A 16369-nucleotide genomic window follows, 5' to 3' on the forward strand; every position below is an offset into this window, starting at 1 on the left:
CCCGTCACACGTGCGATTCGGCCTTGCGCAGTTCGGCCTTCCACTGGCGGAAGCCCTCTTCGGTGCGGCCTCGGCGCCAGTAGCCGGAGATCGACGCCGCGCGCTTGGCGCTCACGCCACGTTCCTTCCGCACGTAGCCGCGCAGATTCTTCATCACCGCCTGTGCCTCGCCGTGGATGAACACCTGCGGTTCACCGTCGAGCCACTGCGCGGTGCGCACCGCGGCGATGACCGGCGCGTTGTCGCCCGACCGGTCGTCGGGGGCCTCGTTGGACGGCGCCCCGCGATGCACCCAGGTGATCTCGGCACCGGCGGGAGCGGTCAGCTCCACCTCGTCCTCGGGGCCGGCGACCTCGATGAACACCTTGGCCACCGCGTCCTGCGGCATCGCTTCGAGCGCCGCGGCCAGCGCGGGCAGGCCGGCTTCGTCCGACACCAGCAGGTGCCAGGGCGCGTCGGCCATGGGCCGGTAGCCGCTGCCCGGTCCCAGGAGGGTCACCGATTCGCCCGGCCGCACGCCTGCGGCCCACGGTCCGGCGACGCCCTCGTCACCGTGGACCACGAAGTCGATCGCCAATTCCGCGGCGTCCGGCCGGTAGTGACGGACCGTGTACGTGCGCAGGATCGGCTGCTGTTCGGCGGGATACGTGTCCCGGATCGCGTCCATGTCGACCGGCCGCGGGTAATCGACGCCCTCGGGTGCGAAGACGATCTTCACGTACATGTCGGTGTCGTAGTGACCGTCCTGTCCGCCCGCGGGGCGGAAGGCGGCGAACTCGTCACCGCCCAGCCACACGCGCACCATGTGCGGGGTCAGCCGCTCTGTCCGCAGGACCGTCAACGTGGTCACCGGCTTCGCCATCTGGTCTCCTCTTTCGGCACAACAAGATTAGGGCATCCTAAGATGCTCGCTCCATCGTAGGCGTCCCCCGACGTTCCCACCACCGGCGGTGTCCCACTCATCGAGCTCCCAACCGCCACGTGCCGTCGGAGCCGGCGACATGACCGGACAGGTCGAGCGCCGCGAGGGCCCGAAGGACGTCGTCGATCGGCAGCCCCGCGGCGAACGCGATCTCGTCGACGGTGAGACCGCCGCGCGCGGGCAGCGCCTCCACCACGCGCAGCTGATCCGGACGCAGATCGTCGGTGCGGCGGCGCGGTGCCGCCTCCCGCGTGTCGCATCCGTCCGGGCTCGCGAGCGAGATCGCGGCGCCCGAATCGGCGACCAGCACGGCGTCGCCGTCGGCGATCATGGCGTTGGCACCCACCGAGGTGGCGCTGGTGACCGACCCGGGCACCGCCCCGAGCGGCCGGCCCAGCCGTTTGGCCCACGCCGCGGTGTTGGCCGCGCCCGACCGCCGTCCGGCCTCCACCACGATCACCGCGGACGAGAACGCCGCGACCAGACGATTCCGGGTGAGGAATCGATGTTTGGCCGCGGATGTGCCCGGCGGATACTCGCTGACGACGAGCCCGGTCTCGACGATCCGGTGCAGCAACTGCGCGTGCCCGGACGGATACGTGCGGTCGATGCCGCACGCGAGGACAGCCACGGTGGTGCCTCCCGCACCGAGCGCTCCTCGATGCGCTGCCCCGTCGATCCCGTACGCCCCACCCGACACCACCGACCAGCCCTCGTCCGCCAGCGCGGCCGCCATCGCTCCGGCGACGTGATCGCCGTACGACGATGAGGCGCGCGAGCCGACCAGCGCCATCGACCTGCCCACCGCGTCACCGCACGAGGCCGGCCCGCGCACCCAGAGTGCGAGCGGAGCTCCGCCCCGCGCGGCACTGTCCGCCTGATCGAGCGCCAGCAGCTGCCATCCGGGCCAGTCCGGATCGTCTCTGGTGAGCAGGCGCGCACCGATGCGCTCACACCTGGCCAGGTCCTCCGCCGCGGTGTCGGTCGCGGCGCGCGCCTGCGTGGGTGCCAGAACGCCGCGGTGCGCGGCGGGAACCTTCCGCGAACGAACCGCCGCGGCGGCGTCCAGCGGGCCGAGTTCGGCCACCAACGCGATCAGTGCCGCACACGGCGGCTCGGCCACCGCCGCGAGGTATGCCCACGCGCGGGCCGCCTTGTCGTCGGTCACGGTCGCCCTCCCCGGTCGCGGTACAGCAGCGCCGACACGATGTCGTCCTCCCCCGGCGCGTCGCCGCCCCGCAGATCGGTCAACGTCCAGGCCAGACGCAGCGCCCGATCGGCGCCGCGCGCCGTGATCCGTCCGGTGCGCAACGCCGCCTCCAGCGGCCGGCGCACCTGCGGCCCCGGCCGGAATCGGTGCCGCAGCGCGCTGCCCGGCACCTCGGCGTTGGTGCGCCAGCCGAATTCGGACCACCTCTCCCGCGCCGCCTCGCGCGCCCGCAGCACCCGCTCGGCGATCGCCGCGCTCGGCTCACCGCGTTCGGTCAGCAGTGTGACGTCGCCGGGCGGGTCCATGGCCACGCGGATGTCGATCCGGTCCATCAGCGGGCCCGACAGCCGGCCCAGATAGCGGCGGCGCTGGATGGACGTGCAGATGCAGTCGACGTCCTTCGCGGGCGCGCACGGACACGGGTTGGCCGCGAGGATCAACTGGAAGCGCGCCGGATAGCGGGCGGTCCCGTCGCGACGCGAGATCCGGACCTCCCCTTCCTCCAGCGGCTGCCTCAGCGAATCGAGGACTTTCGGTCCCATCTCCGCGCATTCGTCGAGGAAGAGGATTCCGCGGTGCGCCCGCGACACCGATCCCGGCCGCGCGATCCCGGTCCCGCCGCCCAGCAGCGCGGTGATGCTCGTGCTGTGGTGCGGTGCCACGAACGGCGGCAGGGTGATCAACGGCCGATGCTCGGGCAGCGTTCCCGCGATCGAATGGATCGCGGTCACCTCCAGCGACTCCTCCTCGGTGAGGCTCGGCAGAATACCCGGCAACCGGCACGCCAGCATCGTCTTGCCGATGCCGGGCGGACCGGTCATCAGCAGGTGATGCGATCCGGCCGCGGCGATCTCGAGCGCGCGCCGTGCCGTCGCCTGGCCGGCCACGTCGGCCATGTCGGGGATCTCCGGCGGCGCCGGCTCCGCGGTCTCGCCGTCGACGGTGTCGAGCGCGCGATCTCCGCTCAACCACGACAGCACGTCCGACAGCGACCGCGCCCCGCCGATGTCGAGCCCCGACACCAGAGCCGCCTCGGCGACGTTCTCGGCCGGCACCACCGCCCGCTCGAACCCGGCCTCCCGCGCTGCCAGCAGCAGTGGCAGCACCCCGCGCACCGGACGCACCCGGCCGTCGAGCGCCAGTTCGCCGAGCATCACCGTCCCCGGCAGCCTCGTGGTGGGCACCTTCTGCGCCGCTATCAGCACACTGACCGCCATCGGCAGATCGAAGCCCGGCCCGCTCTTGGGCAGTCGGGCCGGTGCCAGCGCGATCGTGACCTTGGTGGTCGGGAACTGTATCGCGCTGTTCGCGATCGCGGCCCGCACGCGCTCCTTCGCCTCACGCAGCGAGGTGTCCACACTCCCGCTGATGGTCAGCCCGGGCAGCCCCGCGCTGATGTTGGCCTGAATCTCGATCACATCGGCGGCGAAGGCGTTGAGCCCCACCGAGTGCACTCTCCCCAGTCCGGACATCGGGCGCTACTCGCACACACCGACGTGGTGCCACCACATCGCGCGCTCGAGGTCCTCCGGATCGGTCATGTCCAACTGCACCGAGACCACGTCGAAACGGACGACCTCCCAGAACGCGTCCTGCTGAGCCAGCCACTGCTGTGCCAGCCGCCGCATCCGGCGCAGCTTGTCGGGGGTCACCGCACCGAGCGGATCGGTGAACGTCCGGCTGGCCCGCGTCTTCACTTCCACGATCACCAGAGTCCGACCGTCGGCGGCGACGATGTCGAGCTCGCCGTACCTCGTCCGCCAGTTCCGGTCGAGGATCCGCCAGCCGAGATCCGCCAGGCGCGCCGCGGCCAGATCCTCGCCGACCCGCCCGATCAGACCGCGGCGGTCCACGCCCCGCTTCTCCCGCTTTCGCTGCTCCCGTTGTTCCCCCATGCGGGACAGGATGCGCCGCTGCGGCGACCCGTGACAGGTCCCGATCACCCGTTCCTCGGCGAGTGTGCATACCGCGGGTGTTCTGCACAGTCCGCGACCACCCGCCCGGGCTCAGGGCTCGTCGGGCAGCCGCAGTTCCGGCTTCTCCAGTTCCTCGATGTTGACGTCCTTGAACGTCACCACGCGAACCTGCTTGACGAAGCGAGCGGGCCGGTACATGTCCCACACCCACGCATCGGTCATGTGAATCTCGAAATAGACTTCGCCGTCCGCATTGCGCGGAACCAGATTCACACCGTTCGCGAGGTAGAAGCGGCGCTCGGTCTCCACGACGTAGGTGAACTGACCGACGATGTCCTTGTACTCCTTGTACAGGGACAGCTCCATCTCGGCTTCGTACTTCTCGAGATCCTCAGCGCTCATCAGGCCAGCCTATCGCGGACGTTCCGGTACGACATACGGTGCTCCGCCGAGGGACCGCGCGCGTCCAGACACTCCATGTGCAGGGCCGTGCTGTAGCCCTTGTGCACCGCGAACTGATAGCCCGGCACCTCGTCGTCGAGTGCCACCATCATCCGGTCGCGAGTCACCTTCGCGAGGATCGAGGCGGCGGCGATGCACGCAGCGTTCGCGTCGCCCCCGATCACCGGTAGCGACGGCGCAGGCAGCCCCGGCACGTGGAATCCGTCGGACAGGACGTACCCGGGCCGCACCGACAGTCCGGCCACCGCGCGCCGCATGCCTTCGATGTTGGCGACGTGGACCCCGAGTCGGTCCACCTCGGCCGCCGGGATCGCCACCACCTTCCAGCTGACCGCATGCCGCACGACCGCCGAGTAGAGCTTCTCGCGCACCGGCTCCGAGAGCTTCTTCGAGTCGTCCAGCGCAGCGAGAGACTTCAGTTGCGAAGTGCTCAGCACGCACGCCGCCACCACCAGCGGGCCGGCGCACGCACCCCGGCCCGCCTCGTCGACGCCGGCCACCGGGCCGAGCCCCTGGCGGGCCAGGGTGAACTCCAGTGTCCGCAATCCCGCTGCCTTCCGAACCGGCGACCGCGGGGGCCATCGAGTCGATCCGGGCATCAGCTCTGCGGGTCGACCGAGCCCACGCCCCCGATCCGGGAGAACGGGTAGATGATGAACCGGACCTTGCCGCGGACGTCGGAGACCGGCACCGTGCCGTGGAACTCGTCGTCGATGTGAGCCCGTGAGTCGGCGGAGTTGCTGCGGTTGTCGCCCATCACCCAGAGATTGCCCTCGGGCACCTTGATCGGGCCGAAGTCGCTGCCGTAGCACGAGCCCTGACCGAGCACCCCGCCCGACTGCTGGTAGGTCTGCGCCTGCAACTGCTTGTCGATGTACGGCTCGTGGAGGGGCTTGCCGTCCACCGTGACACCCTTGCCGTCGGCCTCGCGGCACTGGACGGTCTGCCCGCCGACCGCGATCACCCGCTTGACGAGGTTGTTCTCGTCCGGCGGCGCGAGAGCGAACAGCGACAGCACGTCCTGGATCTTGTGCACCACCGGGTTCGACGAGCGAGGCGACGACCACCCTTCGTCCCACGAACTGGTCGGGGCCTTGAAGACCACCACGTCACCGGGCTTCGGGTCACTGAACCGGTACACCATCTTGTCGACCACGATGTGGTCGTTGGTGCACCCGTAGCAGCCGTGCAGGGTCGGTTCCATGGACTCCGACGGCACCACGTACTGCCGGAAGAAGAACTGGGTGAACACGAACATGAGCACCAGCACGATGCCGACGATGATCAGCAGTTCGCGGAGCCAGCGGCTCTTGCCCTTCTGCTCGTCCTCGGGGGCGTCGTCCCGGAAGGTGAATCCGGAATCGGACTCGGCGCCCCCACTGCTGCCGCGCTCGTCGTTAGCCTGCGACGGGTCGTCCCCGCGGGTGTTGTCGTCCACGTAGAACAGGGTACTGATGTCCGTCACCGCTCCCGACCACCCGGTTCACTTTCGACGCGCCGCCGGGCCGACACGAACAGACCCCGCCCCGCGGGCCGAGGTGGTCGGCGCCGTGCGGGACGGGGTCTGGATGTTCGTTTCTCGCCGGGGCGAGCAGAAGCTCAGCGCTTCTCCTTGATCTTCGCAGCCTTGCCGCGCAGATCGCGCAGGTAGTACAGCTTCGCGCGACGGACGTCACCGCGGGTCAGGACGTCGATCTTGGCGATGTTCGGGCTGTGCACGGGGAAGGTGCGCTCCACACCGACACCGAACGAGACCTTGCGGACCGTGAAGGTCTCGCGGATGCCGCCGCCCTGGCGGCGGATCACGACGCCCTTGAAGACCTGCACGCGCTCCTTCGATCCCTCGATGACCTTGACGTGCACGTCGAGGGTGTCGCCGGGGCCGAACTCGGGGATGTCGTCGCGAAGGGACTGCTTGTCGATGAGGTCCAGGGTGTTCATTTCTCGTCCAATCTGGGCGGGGACAGAGGAACCTGGCGGCCCCGACGCGAATTCGGCGGGGTTCGACCGGTTCATGCCCGTGGCATGGGGTCCGTGCGCTGCAGCGGTCGACGCGAGGTCTCCGGCAGGCAACCTGAAACATTGTGCCACCTCCACCCGGCATGAGGGAAATCCGCGATCACAGCGTCAGGTCGAGTTCCTGGTCGTCATCGTCGCCGGGCGGTTGCACGTCGGTGCCGGGCCCGGCCTCGGGAACGCCTTCCTCGAGATCGCCGATGACCGCCGGCGCGACGAGCGGCTGCGGGCCCAGCACGAGGATCCCCTCCGTCGCCGAGCGCAGATAGTCGGCGGGCCTGTGGCCGTCCTCGTCCTCGGAGCGTCGCGCCGACGGTGCGGCTCCGTACGGCCCGCCGCCCGGCCGGGAGGCGGAGGCATTGCCTGCCGTCGCCGGGCGCCCTGCCGGCACCGACGCCGCTCGCGACGCGGGCGAGGTCGTCTCAGACACGACCGACCTCGGCGCGGCCGGCACCGACGGGGCGGCCCGCACCGGCGGCGGGACGGTGGCGAGGACGCCAGGCGCGGCTGAGAGCTCCGCCGACCGAGCCGAAGACGTGTGACGAGACGGGCCAGGGCGGGCGGTGCTGCCCGGCGGGCCGGTACCGCCGTCGCCCGCGGACGGGCCGGTCGGGCCTCTCGCAGCGGCCGGAGCCGCTCCCGGTGAGGGTCCGGGACCCGCCGACGACTGCTTCGGGCCCGCATCCGCGGCGACACCGGGTCGCGGAGGGCCGGCCGCGGGCGCGGCGCCGGCGCCCTGATCGGGTGCGGCGGCGACCGGACCGTCCCCGACCGGCGGTCCGTCGCCGGACGGGACGTCCACGGCCATCGGTCCGGCCACTGCCGGAACTGCCGCTCGGTCGGCCGTGTCGGCGGCCGCGGGCGCTCCGTGCGAGGCAGGCGACGCGTCCGGACCGCCGGAGAGGAGGCCGCGGGCCGAGGAGTCCATCGGAGCGTTGTACACCCCGGCCAGTTCGGTACCGACGCCGAGCAGCGCCGACAGCACTGCGGGCTGGGTGGTGCCGACGACGCTCAGTGCGACGACCCTGGGCCGATACGCCACCGCTCCGGCCAGCACGCCCGAGGCGGAGGCCAGCGAGCTACGGCCGCTCGCGAGACGATCCGAGGTGGAAGTGATCCGCTCCGCGAGATCGACACCGGCCCTCGCCCCGCCGTCCGCGGCCGCACCGACGAGCGAACCGGTGCCGAACACGGCGGCCATCCGCTCCCCGATCGCCCGCGCGGCGTCGACGATGCGGGCGATCTCCGCGGCGTCGGCCGCGGCCGCGCCGGGATCCATCGAATCGAGCCGGGCGAGGAGTTCCTCGGCGGCCACCGTCCACGTGGTGCTCATACTCGTTGGACGCAGCGGCGGCCGCACCGGTTCCGCGACACGCCGCAGCACACGGCGTCCGCCGCCCGGATCAGTCCTGCAGCAGGTCCGGGCGCCGCTCACGCGTGCGTTCGCGCGACTGCTCGTGCCGCCACTGCGCGACTCGGCCGTGGTCTCCGGACAGGAGCACCGCGGGCACCTCCAGTCCGCGCCACACTCTGGGACGGGTGTAACTAGGACCTTCGAGCAACCCGTCGGAGAACGAATCCTCCTGGTGCGACTGCGGATTGCCGAGCACACCCGGCATCAGACGGGTGGTGGCCTCGACCATGGCGAGGACCGCCACCTCGCCGCCGATCAGCACGAAGTCGCCGAGCGAGACCTCCTCCACACGCACCCGGCGGGCGGCGTCGTCGAAGACCCGCTGATCGATCCCCTCGTAACGGCCGCACGCGAAGACCAGATGCCGCTCGGAACTCCAGCGCTGGGCCGTGGCCTGTGTGAAGGGCACGCCCGCCGGCGTCGGCACCACCAGCAGCGCGTCGTCCGGGCAGACGGCGTCGAGCGCCTCGCCCCACACCTGTGGCTTCATCACCATCCCTGGACCGCCGCCGTAGGGCGCGTCGTCGACGCTGTGGTGGACGTCGTACGTCCACTGCCGCAGATCGTGGACGCCGACCTCGATCAGTCCGGCGTCGATCGCCTTTCCGAGGAGTGCCGCCCGCATCGGTTCGAGGTACTCCGGGAAGATCGTCACGACATCGATGCGCATGTCAGTCCTCGACTGGGTCGATCAGGCCGTCGGGCGGATCGATCTCGATGCCCTCGCGGGTCACGGTGGGGACGATCTCGCGCACGAACGGCACTAGCACCTCGCGACCGTCACCGGTGGTCACCGACAGCAGTTCGCCACCGGGCAGGTGCAGCACCTCTCTGACCGTGCCGACGCTCTCACCGCCGACCGTCGCGACGGGCAGTCCCTCGAGCTCGTGGTCGTAGAACTCGTCCGGGTCGTCGCCGGAGTCGACGTCGGCGGCGTCGATGACGAACAGGGTGCCGCGCAGCCGGTCCGCCTCGTCGCGACCGCCTACGCCGGCAAGCGACAGCAACAGCCGCCCGGCATGCATCCGGGCGGCTGTCACTTCGTACTCGGTCTCCCCGCCGCCGGCAGTCCGCGGGGCACGGCCGCGCAGGCGCGTGCCGACCGCGAAACGTCCGGCGGGATCGTCCGTGCGGATGTCGACGACGACTTCACCGCGGACTCCGTGCGTCTTGACGACACGACCGATCACCAGATCCATCAGATCCGAGTCCTGCTTTCGATCAGCGATCGGTGTCGACGATGTCCACGCGCACGCCGCGGCCGCCGATGCCGGAGACCAGGGTGCGCAGCGCGGTGGCGGTGCGGCCGTTGCGGCCGATCACCTTGCCGAGATCGTCGGGGTTGACATGAACCTCGACCATCCGGCCGCGACGGCCGGTGATGAGGTCGACCCGGACGTCGTCCGGGTTGGCGACGATGCCGCGAACGAGGTGTTCGACGGCGTCCGCGACGACGGCGCTCACGCGTCCGCCTTGGCGTCACCGGCCTCCTCGGCGGGAGCCTCGGCAGCGGCGTCGTCGGCCTTCTCGTCAGCCTTCTTCGCCTTCTTCTTGGCGGTGGTCGCGGCGGCGGCCGGCTCGTTCTCGGCAGCGGCGAGGGCGGCGTTGAACAGATCCTGCTTGGAGGTCTTCGGCTCGGCGACCTTCAGGGTGCCCTCGGCGCCCGGCAGGCCCTTGAACTTCTGCCAGTCACCGGTGATCTTCAGGATGGCGGCGACCGGCTCGGTCGGCTGCGCGCCGACGCCCAGCCAGTACTGAGCGCGCTCCGAGTCGACCTCGATCAGCGACGGCTCTTCCTTCGGGTGGTACTTGCCGATGGTCTCGATGACGCGGCCGTCGCGGCGAGTGCGGGCGTCGGCGACGACGATGCGGTACTGCGGGTTGCGGATCTTGCCGAGCCGGGTGAGCTTGATCTTGACAGCCATGTGGGCGTCTCCTTGTGTCACAGCGCAATTCAGCGGCCCGCCGATCGGCGACGAGCCCGGTTTTGCGTTCTCTATCGGGGTGACCGCCGGTCGGCCGTGGCCGGCTCCGGCGAACCAGCGACTCATTCTGCCAGAGGTACGAGCCGCCACCCAAACCGGAGCGCCGGCTCACTGGGTCCCGACCACCGGAAATCGGTCCCGGCGCGTGCAGCCGGTAGCGTGACATCGGACATCGGCGGCCGCACCGGCCGCCGCACGACGCCCCGGAGACCTGAGAATCCATGCTGCACGCCCTGTCGCTCGCATTCGTCGACTCGGTGAACGTGCTCCTGATCGGGGTTCTCGTCACGCTGGCGCTCATACTGGGCCCCGGCCAGTACCGGCGGATCGCGCCGCTGGTGCTGATCGGCGACTGGCTCGGGGTTCTCGTTCTGGCGCTCGCCGTGATGCTGGTGTTCGACGGCCTCCAATCGGTGGTCGACGCCGTGATCTCCTCGCCGCTGTTCGGGATCCTGCTGATCCTGACCGGTCTGCTCACCGCATTCCTCACCTGGCGCGGCGGTGACTCGTCGGACCTCGTCGACAAGATCCTCACGCCGCTGCGGGCGCCGTCCCCTCTGACCCTGCTGGTCGGATTCGTGCTCGGCGTGGTCCAGTCGGCCACGTCCGTGCCGTTCTACGCGGGCCTGGCGGTCCTGTCGGCGACCGACATCCCGCTCACCGAGCGGTATCTCGGTGTGGTCCTGTACGCCACGGTGGCCCTGAGCCTGCCCCTGCTCGCCGGCCTGGCGCTGGTGGTGGTGCGTGCCCGCCCACACTGGTGGATCGGTCGGGTGTTCGCCTACGGCCGGCGCAACCGCGAAGTGGTGATCCGCTATGCGGGCTGGTTCGTCACGGTGCTGCTGATCGTGATCGGCGTGCTGCAGATCCTCGGCTGACCGGCGCGGCTCACGCCGTGGGCTATGCGATCTTCTCGCCGCCGCAGACCACGTGGAGCGGTCGCCGCAACGTCGTCAGGTCGGCAGCCGGATCGGCGTCGAGGACCATGAAGTCGGCGCGTGCACCGTGCTCGAGCCCGGACGCTCCCAGCCACTCGCGCGGGGCGGTCGAGGCCGCGGCCAGCGCGTCGAGCGGGCTGAAACCGACACCGACGAGGGCCTCGATCTCGTCGACGATCCGGCCGTGCCCGATGAACCCGCCCGCATCGGTGCCCGCGTAGATCCGCACCCCCGCCTCGCGGGCCCGGGCGAAGACCTCGCCTCGACCGGCGTACAGCGCCCGCATGTTGGCCTGGTACCTCGGGAATCGGTCCGCACCGTCGGCGATCTCCGGGAAGTTCTCCAGCTGAATCAGGGTCGGCACCAACGCGATGTCCTTGCGCACCATCTCGTCGATCAGGTCCTCGCTCAGACCGGTGCCGTGCTCGATCGAGTCGAACCCCGCCCCGATGATGTCGTCGAGCCCGTCCGCTCCGAAGACGTGGGCGGTGATCCGGGCACCGTTCTCGTGCGCGGCGGCGACGGCCGCGTCGAGCTGATCGCGGGTCCACAGCGGAGCCAGATCGCCCACCTCGCGGTCGATCCAGTCGCCGACCAGCTTGACCCATCCGTCTCCGTCGCGGGCCTGACGTGCCACCTCGTCCGCCAGATCGTCCGGGTTCTCGAGTTCCACACCGTAGTCGCGCAGGTAGCGCTTGGGCCGGGCGATGTGCTTGCCCGACCGGATGAAACGGGGCCCGGTCGGGTCGGCGTCGAGCGGATGGGTGTCGAGCGGCGATCCCACCTCGCGGATCAGCAGCGCACCGGCCCGGGCGTCGGCCCTCGCGTACTCGCGCGCCCGGTCGATGGTGACCCCGAGCCCGGGTGCGATGCCGACGTGGTTGTGCGCGTCCACCAGACCCGGGACGATCCATCCGCCCCCGGCCTTCTCAGCGCCGGCGACCGGCTCGGTCGAGACGGCTCCGTCGACGACCCAGAAGGTCAGGGCCTCGCCGGTGAACGGATCGGTACCGGTGAATTCGAGCGCTTGAGTCATCACAGGGCCTTTCGCGGCCGAGCCGTTCGCGATTCGGCGACGGCCGGCGACCGCTGACTTCTCGGGAAACCTACTTCTTGGGGAACTTCAGGTCGTTGAGGTCGATGCCCTCCAGACCGGGCGGCAGTTCGTCGAGGCCGGGAGGCATGTTGCTCAGATCCAGACCGGGCGGCAGTCCCATGCCCGGCGGCATGCCGGGCATGCCCGGGAATCCGCCGCGCATCGCCTTGGGCGGCGTGGGTCCGCGACCCTTGCCCTTCCCCTTCTTGCCCTTCTTGCCCTTGCGCGCGTTCTTGCGGCCGCCGCCCATGCCCATCCGGCCCGACATCTGCGACATCATCTTGCGTGCGGCGAAGAACCGGTCGACGAGCTGGTTCACGTCGGTCACCGTGACGCCGGAGCCGTTCGCTATGCGGATCCGTCGGGAGGCGTTGATGATCTTCGGGTTGTCGCGCTCGGCGGGCGTCATGCCCCGGATGATCGCCTGGATCTTGTCGAGCTGCTTGTCGTCGACCTGCGAGAGCGCGTCCTTCATGTCGCCTGCGCCGGGAAGCATGCCCAACAGGTTCCCGATCGGTCCCATCTTGCGGATCATCAGCATCTGCTGCAGGAAGTCCTCCAGCGTCAGCTCGCCCTGGCTGATCTTGGCAGCGGTCTTCTCCGCCTCGGCCTGGTCGAAGTGCTGCTCGGCCTGCTCGATGAGCGAGAGGACGTCGCCCATCCCCAGGATGCGGCTGGCCATGCGGTCCGGATGGAAGACGTCGAAGTCGTCGAGTTTCTCACCGGTCGAGGCGAACATGATCGGCCGTCCGGTGATCTCGCGGACCGAGAGCGCGGCGCCGCCCCGGGCGTCGCCGTCGAGCTTGGTGAGGACCACGCCGGTGAAGTCGACGCCGTCGGCGAAGGCCTGGGCGGTGGTGACCGCGTCCTGGCCGATCATGGCGTCGAGGACGAACAGCACCTCGTCCGGGTCGGTCGCGTCCCGGATGTCGGAGGCCTGCCGCATCAGTTCCGCGTCGATGCCCAGACGGCCCGCGGTGTCGATGATGACCACATCGTGCTGCTTGTCGCGGGCCTCCTGCACGCCGGCCCGTGCGACGGCGACCGGATCGGCCGAGCCGTCGACGCCGAGTTCGCCCTCGCCGCCGGCCGAGGTGCCCGGATGCGGCGCGAAGACCGGGACTCCGGCCCGCTCACCGACGATCTGGAGCTGCTGCACGGCGCCGGGGCGCTGTAGGTCACAGGCCACGAGCAGCGGCGTGTGACCCTGCTTGACCAGCCACGCCGACAGCTTGCCCGCGAGGGTCGTCTTACCGGCGCCCTGCAGACCGGCGAGCATGATGACCGTCGGCGGGTTCTTGGCGAGGCGGATGCGCCGCGTCTCGCCGCCCAGGATGCCGACCAGTTCCTCGTTGACGATCTTGACGATCTGCTGAGCCGGATTCAGGGCGCCGGAGACCTCGGCGCCCTTCGCGCGTTCCTTGATGCGGCTGATGAAGGCGCGGACCACGGGCAGCGAGACGTCGGCCTCGAGCAGTGCGAGGCGGATCTCGCGCGCGGTCGCGTCGATGTCCGCGTCGGTCAGCCGTCCCTTGCCGCGCAGGTCCTTCAGAGCACCGGTCAACCGGTCAGAGAGGGATTCGAACATTCCTCCATCCTTCCACGTCCGGGCGCGGCGATGTCGCGCGGATCGTGATCGGCTCCGGGCCGGGCCTCACCGCGTGGGCGCGCAGACCGCCAGGACCGCCGCCGCCACCGCGTGGCGCGCCGCCGGTCCGTCGTCCGGGAGGCTGAGGCAGAAGGTGTCGACGGCCGTCGCACCCAGGGTGGAGACCTTCGCCCAGGCGATGTCGGCACGCGCCTTCTCCAGCTCGGCGGCGACGCGCGCGAGAAGGCCTTCGTCGTCGGCCGCGCGCAGTTCCAGCAGCGGGCGCCCGTGCGGGCCCGCGAGCCAGCGGGCCCGCGGCGGCGCCGCGGTGCGGCTCACCGGGACCGCGGGTCGGCCGGAGACCCCCGCCTCGGGCAGGCGGGCGGCCGCCCGCGCCGCCAGCTCGGCCACCGGGTCCCGATCGCCGTCGAGCACCGCGGCCAGACGTTGCCGCAGCAGCGGCGCATCGGGCGGACCGCCGAAGGTCGGCATCACCACGAACGAGTCGACGGCGTGCCCGGCATGACCGGCGACCGTCGCCGAGTGCGCGTGCAGGCCCGACAGTGCGAGCACACCGGCCATCTTCGACAGCAGTCCCGGCCGGTCGGGAGCGATCATGGTGACGATCGTCATGTTCGGACCGTCCCCGGGACGCAGGCTGACGTGGAGACCGCCGCGGTCGGCCAGCTCACGCAGGTCCGGCGGGATCGGGTCGGGTGCGGGCACCGGCGCTCCGCCGATGTGCGCGACGACGCGTTCGACCAACCCGGAGATCAGGGTGGCCTTCCACTCCCCCCATACCCCCGGGCCGGTGGCGCGGGAGTCGGCGTCCGAGAGGGCTCCCAGGAGTTCGGCCAGGACCGCGCTCCCGCCAAGCACATCGGCCACGCGCGCCACGACCTCCGGATCGGCCGGGTCGCGACGCGTCACCACCCGGTGGAGCAGCAGATGGTGGCGGACGAGTTCGGCGAGCAGGCGCCGATCCGGCTCCCACAGGCCCAGACGCCGTCCGATGTGTTCGGCGAGTTCGGCGCCGACGGCGCAGTGGTCGCCGCCGCGCCCCTTGCCGATGTCGTGCAGCAACGCGCCGAGCAGCAGCAGATCGGGACGCGAGACGCTGGTGGTCAGTTCCGCCGCCGCGGCGACCGTCTCGATGAGATGCCGGTCGACGGTCCAGGTGTGAATGCCGTCGCGGGGCGGCAGGTCGCGGACCCGATCCCATTCGGGGAACAGTGCGCCCCACAGTCCGGCCCGGTCGAGGGCCTCGATCGGGCCGGCCATGTCGTGCCCCGACGCCAGCAGCACCAGCAGATCGGCGAGGGCCTCCGACGACCACGGCTCCGGCATCGGCGCACCGTAGGTGGCCAGGCGCTCGAGCGCCGGGCCGTTGATCGGCAGCCGGTTCCGGGCGGCCGCGGCGGCCACCCGCAGCACCAGACCCGGATCCTGGCTGGGAATGGCCGAGCGTGCGAGTACCACCTCGCCGCCCTGTTCGACCACCCCTTCGTCGAGCGGGCGCCGCAATGCCGCGGCGCGGCGCAACCGAGAGAACCCGCGTCGGCTCACGGCGTTCTGGGCGGTGCGCAAACCGGCGTCGACAGCGTACGAGGTGGTCCGTCCGGCATCGCTGATCCGCCGGGAGAGCTCGAAGCGATCGGCGACACCGAGTGCCGCGGCGATGTCGTCGGCATCCTGGGCGCGGATCTGGTCACGTGCCCGGCCGGCGATCCGATGCGCCTCGCCGCGCGCGGCGAGCAGGAAGTCGTAGGCACGCGGCAGCGGCGAACCCTCGGTGCCGGGATCGAGACGGGCGAGCCCGTCGGTCAACTGCGCGAGCGCGAGCGCATTCAGCAACTGGATGTCGCGCAGTCCCCCGCGGCCGTTCTTCAGATCCGGCTCGGCGCGGTGGGCGATGTCGCCGGTGCGCCGCCAGCGGTCTTCCGCGGCTTCGATCACCTGCGGCAACCGCATCCGCGCCTCCGACCGCCAGAGGTTGCGCACCGAGACGGTCATCAACCGGGCGAGGTCCTCGTCGCCGGCGATGAACCGGGAGTCGAGGAGCCCGAGCGCGGCCGTGGCGTCCTCGCGCGTCACCCGCATGGCCTCCGGCACCGATCGCACACTGTGGTCGAGGGAGATTCCCGCGTCCCACAGCGGGTACCAGAGTCCGTCCGCCACCTCCGACAGTCGTTCGGGGTACCGGTCGTCGTGCACCAGGATCAGGTCGAGGTCGGAGTAGCCGACCATCTCCCGGCGACCCAGGCTGCCGACCGCGACAACGGCGAATCCGCTGCGCTCGACGATCCCGAGCGACCGTGCCCGCTCCACGAGCCAGTCCTCGAACAGTGCGCCGATCGCCTCGCGCTGACGCGCTCCGACCAGGGAATCGTCCTGCAGCAGCACCGATCTCGCCGCACCGAGCGTGGCGCCGGAGGTGGACCCCGGCGCCCGCCCGGCCTCAGATGGCCTCTGGTCCGCGTTCACCGGTCCGCACCCGGATGATCGACTCCACCGGTGTCACCCAGACCTTCCCGTCACCGATCTTCCCGGTGCGGGCCGACTCGACGATCACCTCGGCCACCTGGTCCACTGCCTCATCGTCGACGACGACCTCCACCCGGACCTTCGGGACGAAGTCGACGGCGTACTCGGCGCCGCGGTACACCTCGGTGTGCCCCTTCTGCCGCCCGTAGCCCTGTACCTCGCTGACGGTCATCCCGACGATCCCGATGTGCTCCAGACCGGCTTTGACGTCCTCGAGGGTGAACGGCTTGACGATTGCGGTGATCAGTTTCATGGATAAACCCTTCTCTCCCGATCGA

Annotated in this window: 18 protein-coding genes; 1 reads left to right on the forward strand and 17 read right to left on the reverse strand. The window is 70.8% G+C overall.

Features of this window, described 5'->3' with window-relative positions:
* Nucleotides 1-4: 4 nt before the first annotated feature.
* From ACE11G_RS10580 to rpsP, 13 genes are all read right to left on the reverse strand, one after another.
* Nucleotides 5-862, reverse strand: coding sequence for a siderophore-interacting protein (locus ACE11G_RS10580; protein ID WP_346075264.1), 858 nt, complete (start codon nucleotides 860-862; stop codon nucleotides 5-7).
* Between the two features lie 97 nt (nucleotides 863-959).
* Nucleotides 960-2090, reverse strand: coding sequence for a DNA-processing protein DprA (dprA, locus tag ACE11G_RS10585; RefSeq protein ID WP_062366796.1), 1131 nt, complete (start codon nucleotides 2088-2090; stop codon nucleotides 960-962).
* Nucleotides 2087-3604 carry a YifB family Mg chelatase-like AAA ATPase gene (locus tag ACE11G_RS10590; protein WP_062366794.1) on the reverse strand — a complete coding sequence of 506 codons (1518 nt, stop codon included), beginning with the start codon at nucleotides 3602-3604 and terminating at the stop codon, nucleotides 2087-2089. Before ACE11G_RS10590 ends, dprA begins: the two co-directional genes overlap by 4 nt.
* A 6-nt stretch (nucleotides 3605-3610) precedes the next feature.
* On the reverse strand, nucleotides 3611-4027 hold the full coding sequence (locus ACE11G_RS10595; protein ID WP_082781265.1) for a YraN family protein: 417 nt from the start codon (nucleotides 4025-4027) through the stop codon (nucleotides 3611-3613).
* A 111-nt stretch (nucleotides 4028-4138) separates the two neighbouring features.
* Nucleotides 4139-4450: a DUF2469 domain-containing protein gene (locus tag ACE11G_RS10600; protein ID WP_006897903.1), complete on the reverse strand. Its 312-nt coding sequence runs from the start codon at nucleotides 4448-4450 to the stop codon at nucleotides 4139-4141.
* Nucleotides 4450-5109 carry a ribonuclease HII gene (locus ACE11G_RS10605; RefSeq protein ID WP_062366791.1) on the reverse strand — a complete coding sequence of 220 codons (660 nt, stop codon included), beginning with the start codon at nucleotides 5107-5109 and terminating at the stop codon, nucleotides 4450-4452. Before ACE11G_RS10605 ends, ACE11G_RS10600 begins: the two co-directional genes overlap by 1 nt.
* A complete protein-coding gene (gene lepB / locus ACE11G_RS10610; RefSeq protein ID WP_006897905.1) occupies nucleotides 5109-5975 on the reverse strand; it encodes a signal peptidase I in 867 nt (288 codons plus the stop codon). The genes ACE11G_RS10605 and lepB overlap by 1 nt, the downstream gene beginning before the upstream one ends.
* A gap of 134 nt (nucleotides 5976-6109) precedes the next feature.
* Entirely contained in the window at nucleotides 6110-6451 is a 342-nt protein-coding gene (rplS, locus tag ACE11G_RS10615) for a 50S ribosomal protein L19 (RefSeq protein WP_006897906.1), read from the reverse strand.
* Nucleotides 6452-6629: 178 nt separating this feature from the next.
* Entirely contained in the window at nucleotides 6630-7859 is a 1230-nt protein-coding gene (locus tag ACE11G_RS10620) for a hypothetical protein (RefSeq protein ID WP_375002099.1), read from the reverse strand.
* A gap of 70 nt (nucleotides 7860-7929) precedes the next feature.
* Entirely contained in the window at nucleotides 7930-8610 is a 681-nt protein-coding gene (trmD, locus tag ACE11G_RS10625) for a tRNA (guanosine(37)-N1)-methyltransferase TrmD (RefSeq protein ID WP_006897908.1), read from the reverse strand.
* 1 nt (nucleotide 8611) lies between these two features.
* Nucleotides 8612-9139, reverse strand: a complete 528-nt coding sequence (rimM, locus tag ACE11G_RS10630) for a ribosome maturation factor RimM (RefSeq protein WP_006897909.1) — start codon at nucleotides 9137-9139, stop codon at nucleotides 8612-8614.
* A 22-nt stretch (nucleotides 9140-9161) separates the two neighbouring features.
* Entirely contained in the window at nucleotides 9162-9404 is a 243-nt protein-coding gene (locus tag ACE11G_RS10635) for an RNA-binding protein (RefSeq protein ID WP_006897911.1), read from the reverse strand.
* Nucleotides 9401-9865: a 30S ribosomal protein S16 gene (gene rpsP / locus ACE11G_RS10640; RefSeq protein ID WP_006897912.1), complete on the reverse strand. Its 465-nt coding sequence runs from the start codon at nucleotides 9863-9865 to the stop codon at nucleotides 9401-9403. The genes ACE11G_RS10635 and rpsP overlap by 4 nt, the downstream gene beginning before the upstream one ends.
* Nucleotides 9866-10146: 281 nt before the next feature.
* Between rpsP and ACE11G_RS10645 the strand changes: the two genes are divergently transcribed.
* On the forward strand, nucleotides 10147-10803 hold the full coding sequence (locus ACE11G_RS10645; protein ID WP_375002103.1) for a hypothetical protein: 657 nt from the start codon (nucleotides 10147-10149) through the stop codon (nucleotides 10801-10803).
* Between the two features lie 22 nt (nucleotides 10804-10825).
* Here ACE11G_RS10645 and ACE11G_RS10650 read toward each other — a convergent pair whose 3' ends face one another.
* From ACE11G_RS10650 to ACE11G_RS10665, 4 genes are all read right to left on the reverse strand, one after another.
* Nucleotides 10826-11899, reverse strand: a complete 1074-nt coding sequence (locus ACE11G_RS10650) for an amidohydrolase family protein (protein ID WP_375002105.1) — start codon at nucleotides 11897-11899, stop codon at nucleotides 10826-10828.
* Between the two features lie 70 nt (nucleotides 11900-11969).
* Nucleotides 11970-13547 (reverse strand): signal recognition particle protein, encoded by a 1578-nt coding sequence (ffh, locus tag ACE11G_RS10655; RefSeq protein WP_375002107.1) that lies wholly within the window; start codon nucleotides 13545-13547, stop codon nucleotides 11970-11972.
* A gap of 66 nt (nucleotides 13548-13613) precedes the next feature.
* Nucleotides 13614-16031 (reverse strand): [protein-PII] uridylyltransferase, encoded by a 2418-nt coding sequence (locus tag ACE11G_RS10660; RefSeq protein ID WP_375002110.1) that lies wholly within the window; start codon nucleotides 16029-16031, stop codon nucleotides 13614-13616.
* Complete coding sequence (locus ACE11G_RS10665) at nucleotides 16006-16344, reverse strand: P-II family nitrogen regulator (RefSeq protein ID WP_006896676.1); 339 nt, start codon at nucleotides 16342-16344, stop codon at nucleotides 16006-16008. The genes ACE11G_RS10660 and ACE11G_RS10665 overlap by 26 nt, the downstream gene beginning before the upstream one ends.
* Nucleotides 16345-16369: the final 25 nt, after the last annotated feature.

The organism is Gordonia sp. PS3, from assembly GCF_041950545.1.
GTDB lineage: Bacteria > Actinomycetota > Actinomycetes > Mycobacteriales > Mycobacteriaceae > Gordonia > Gordonia sihwensis.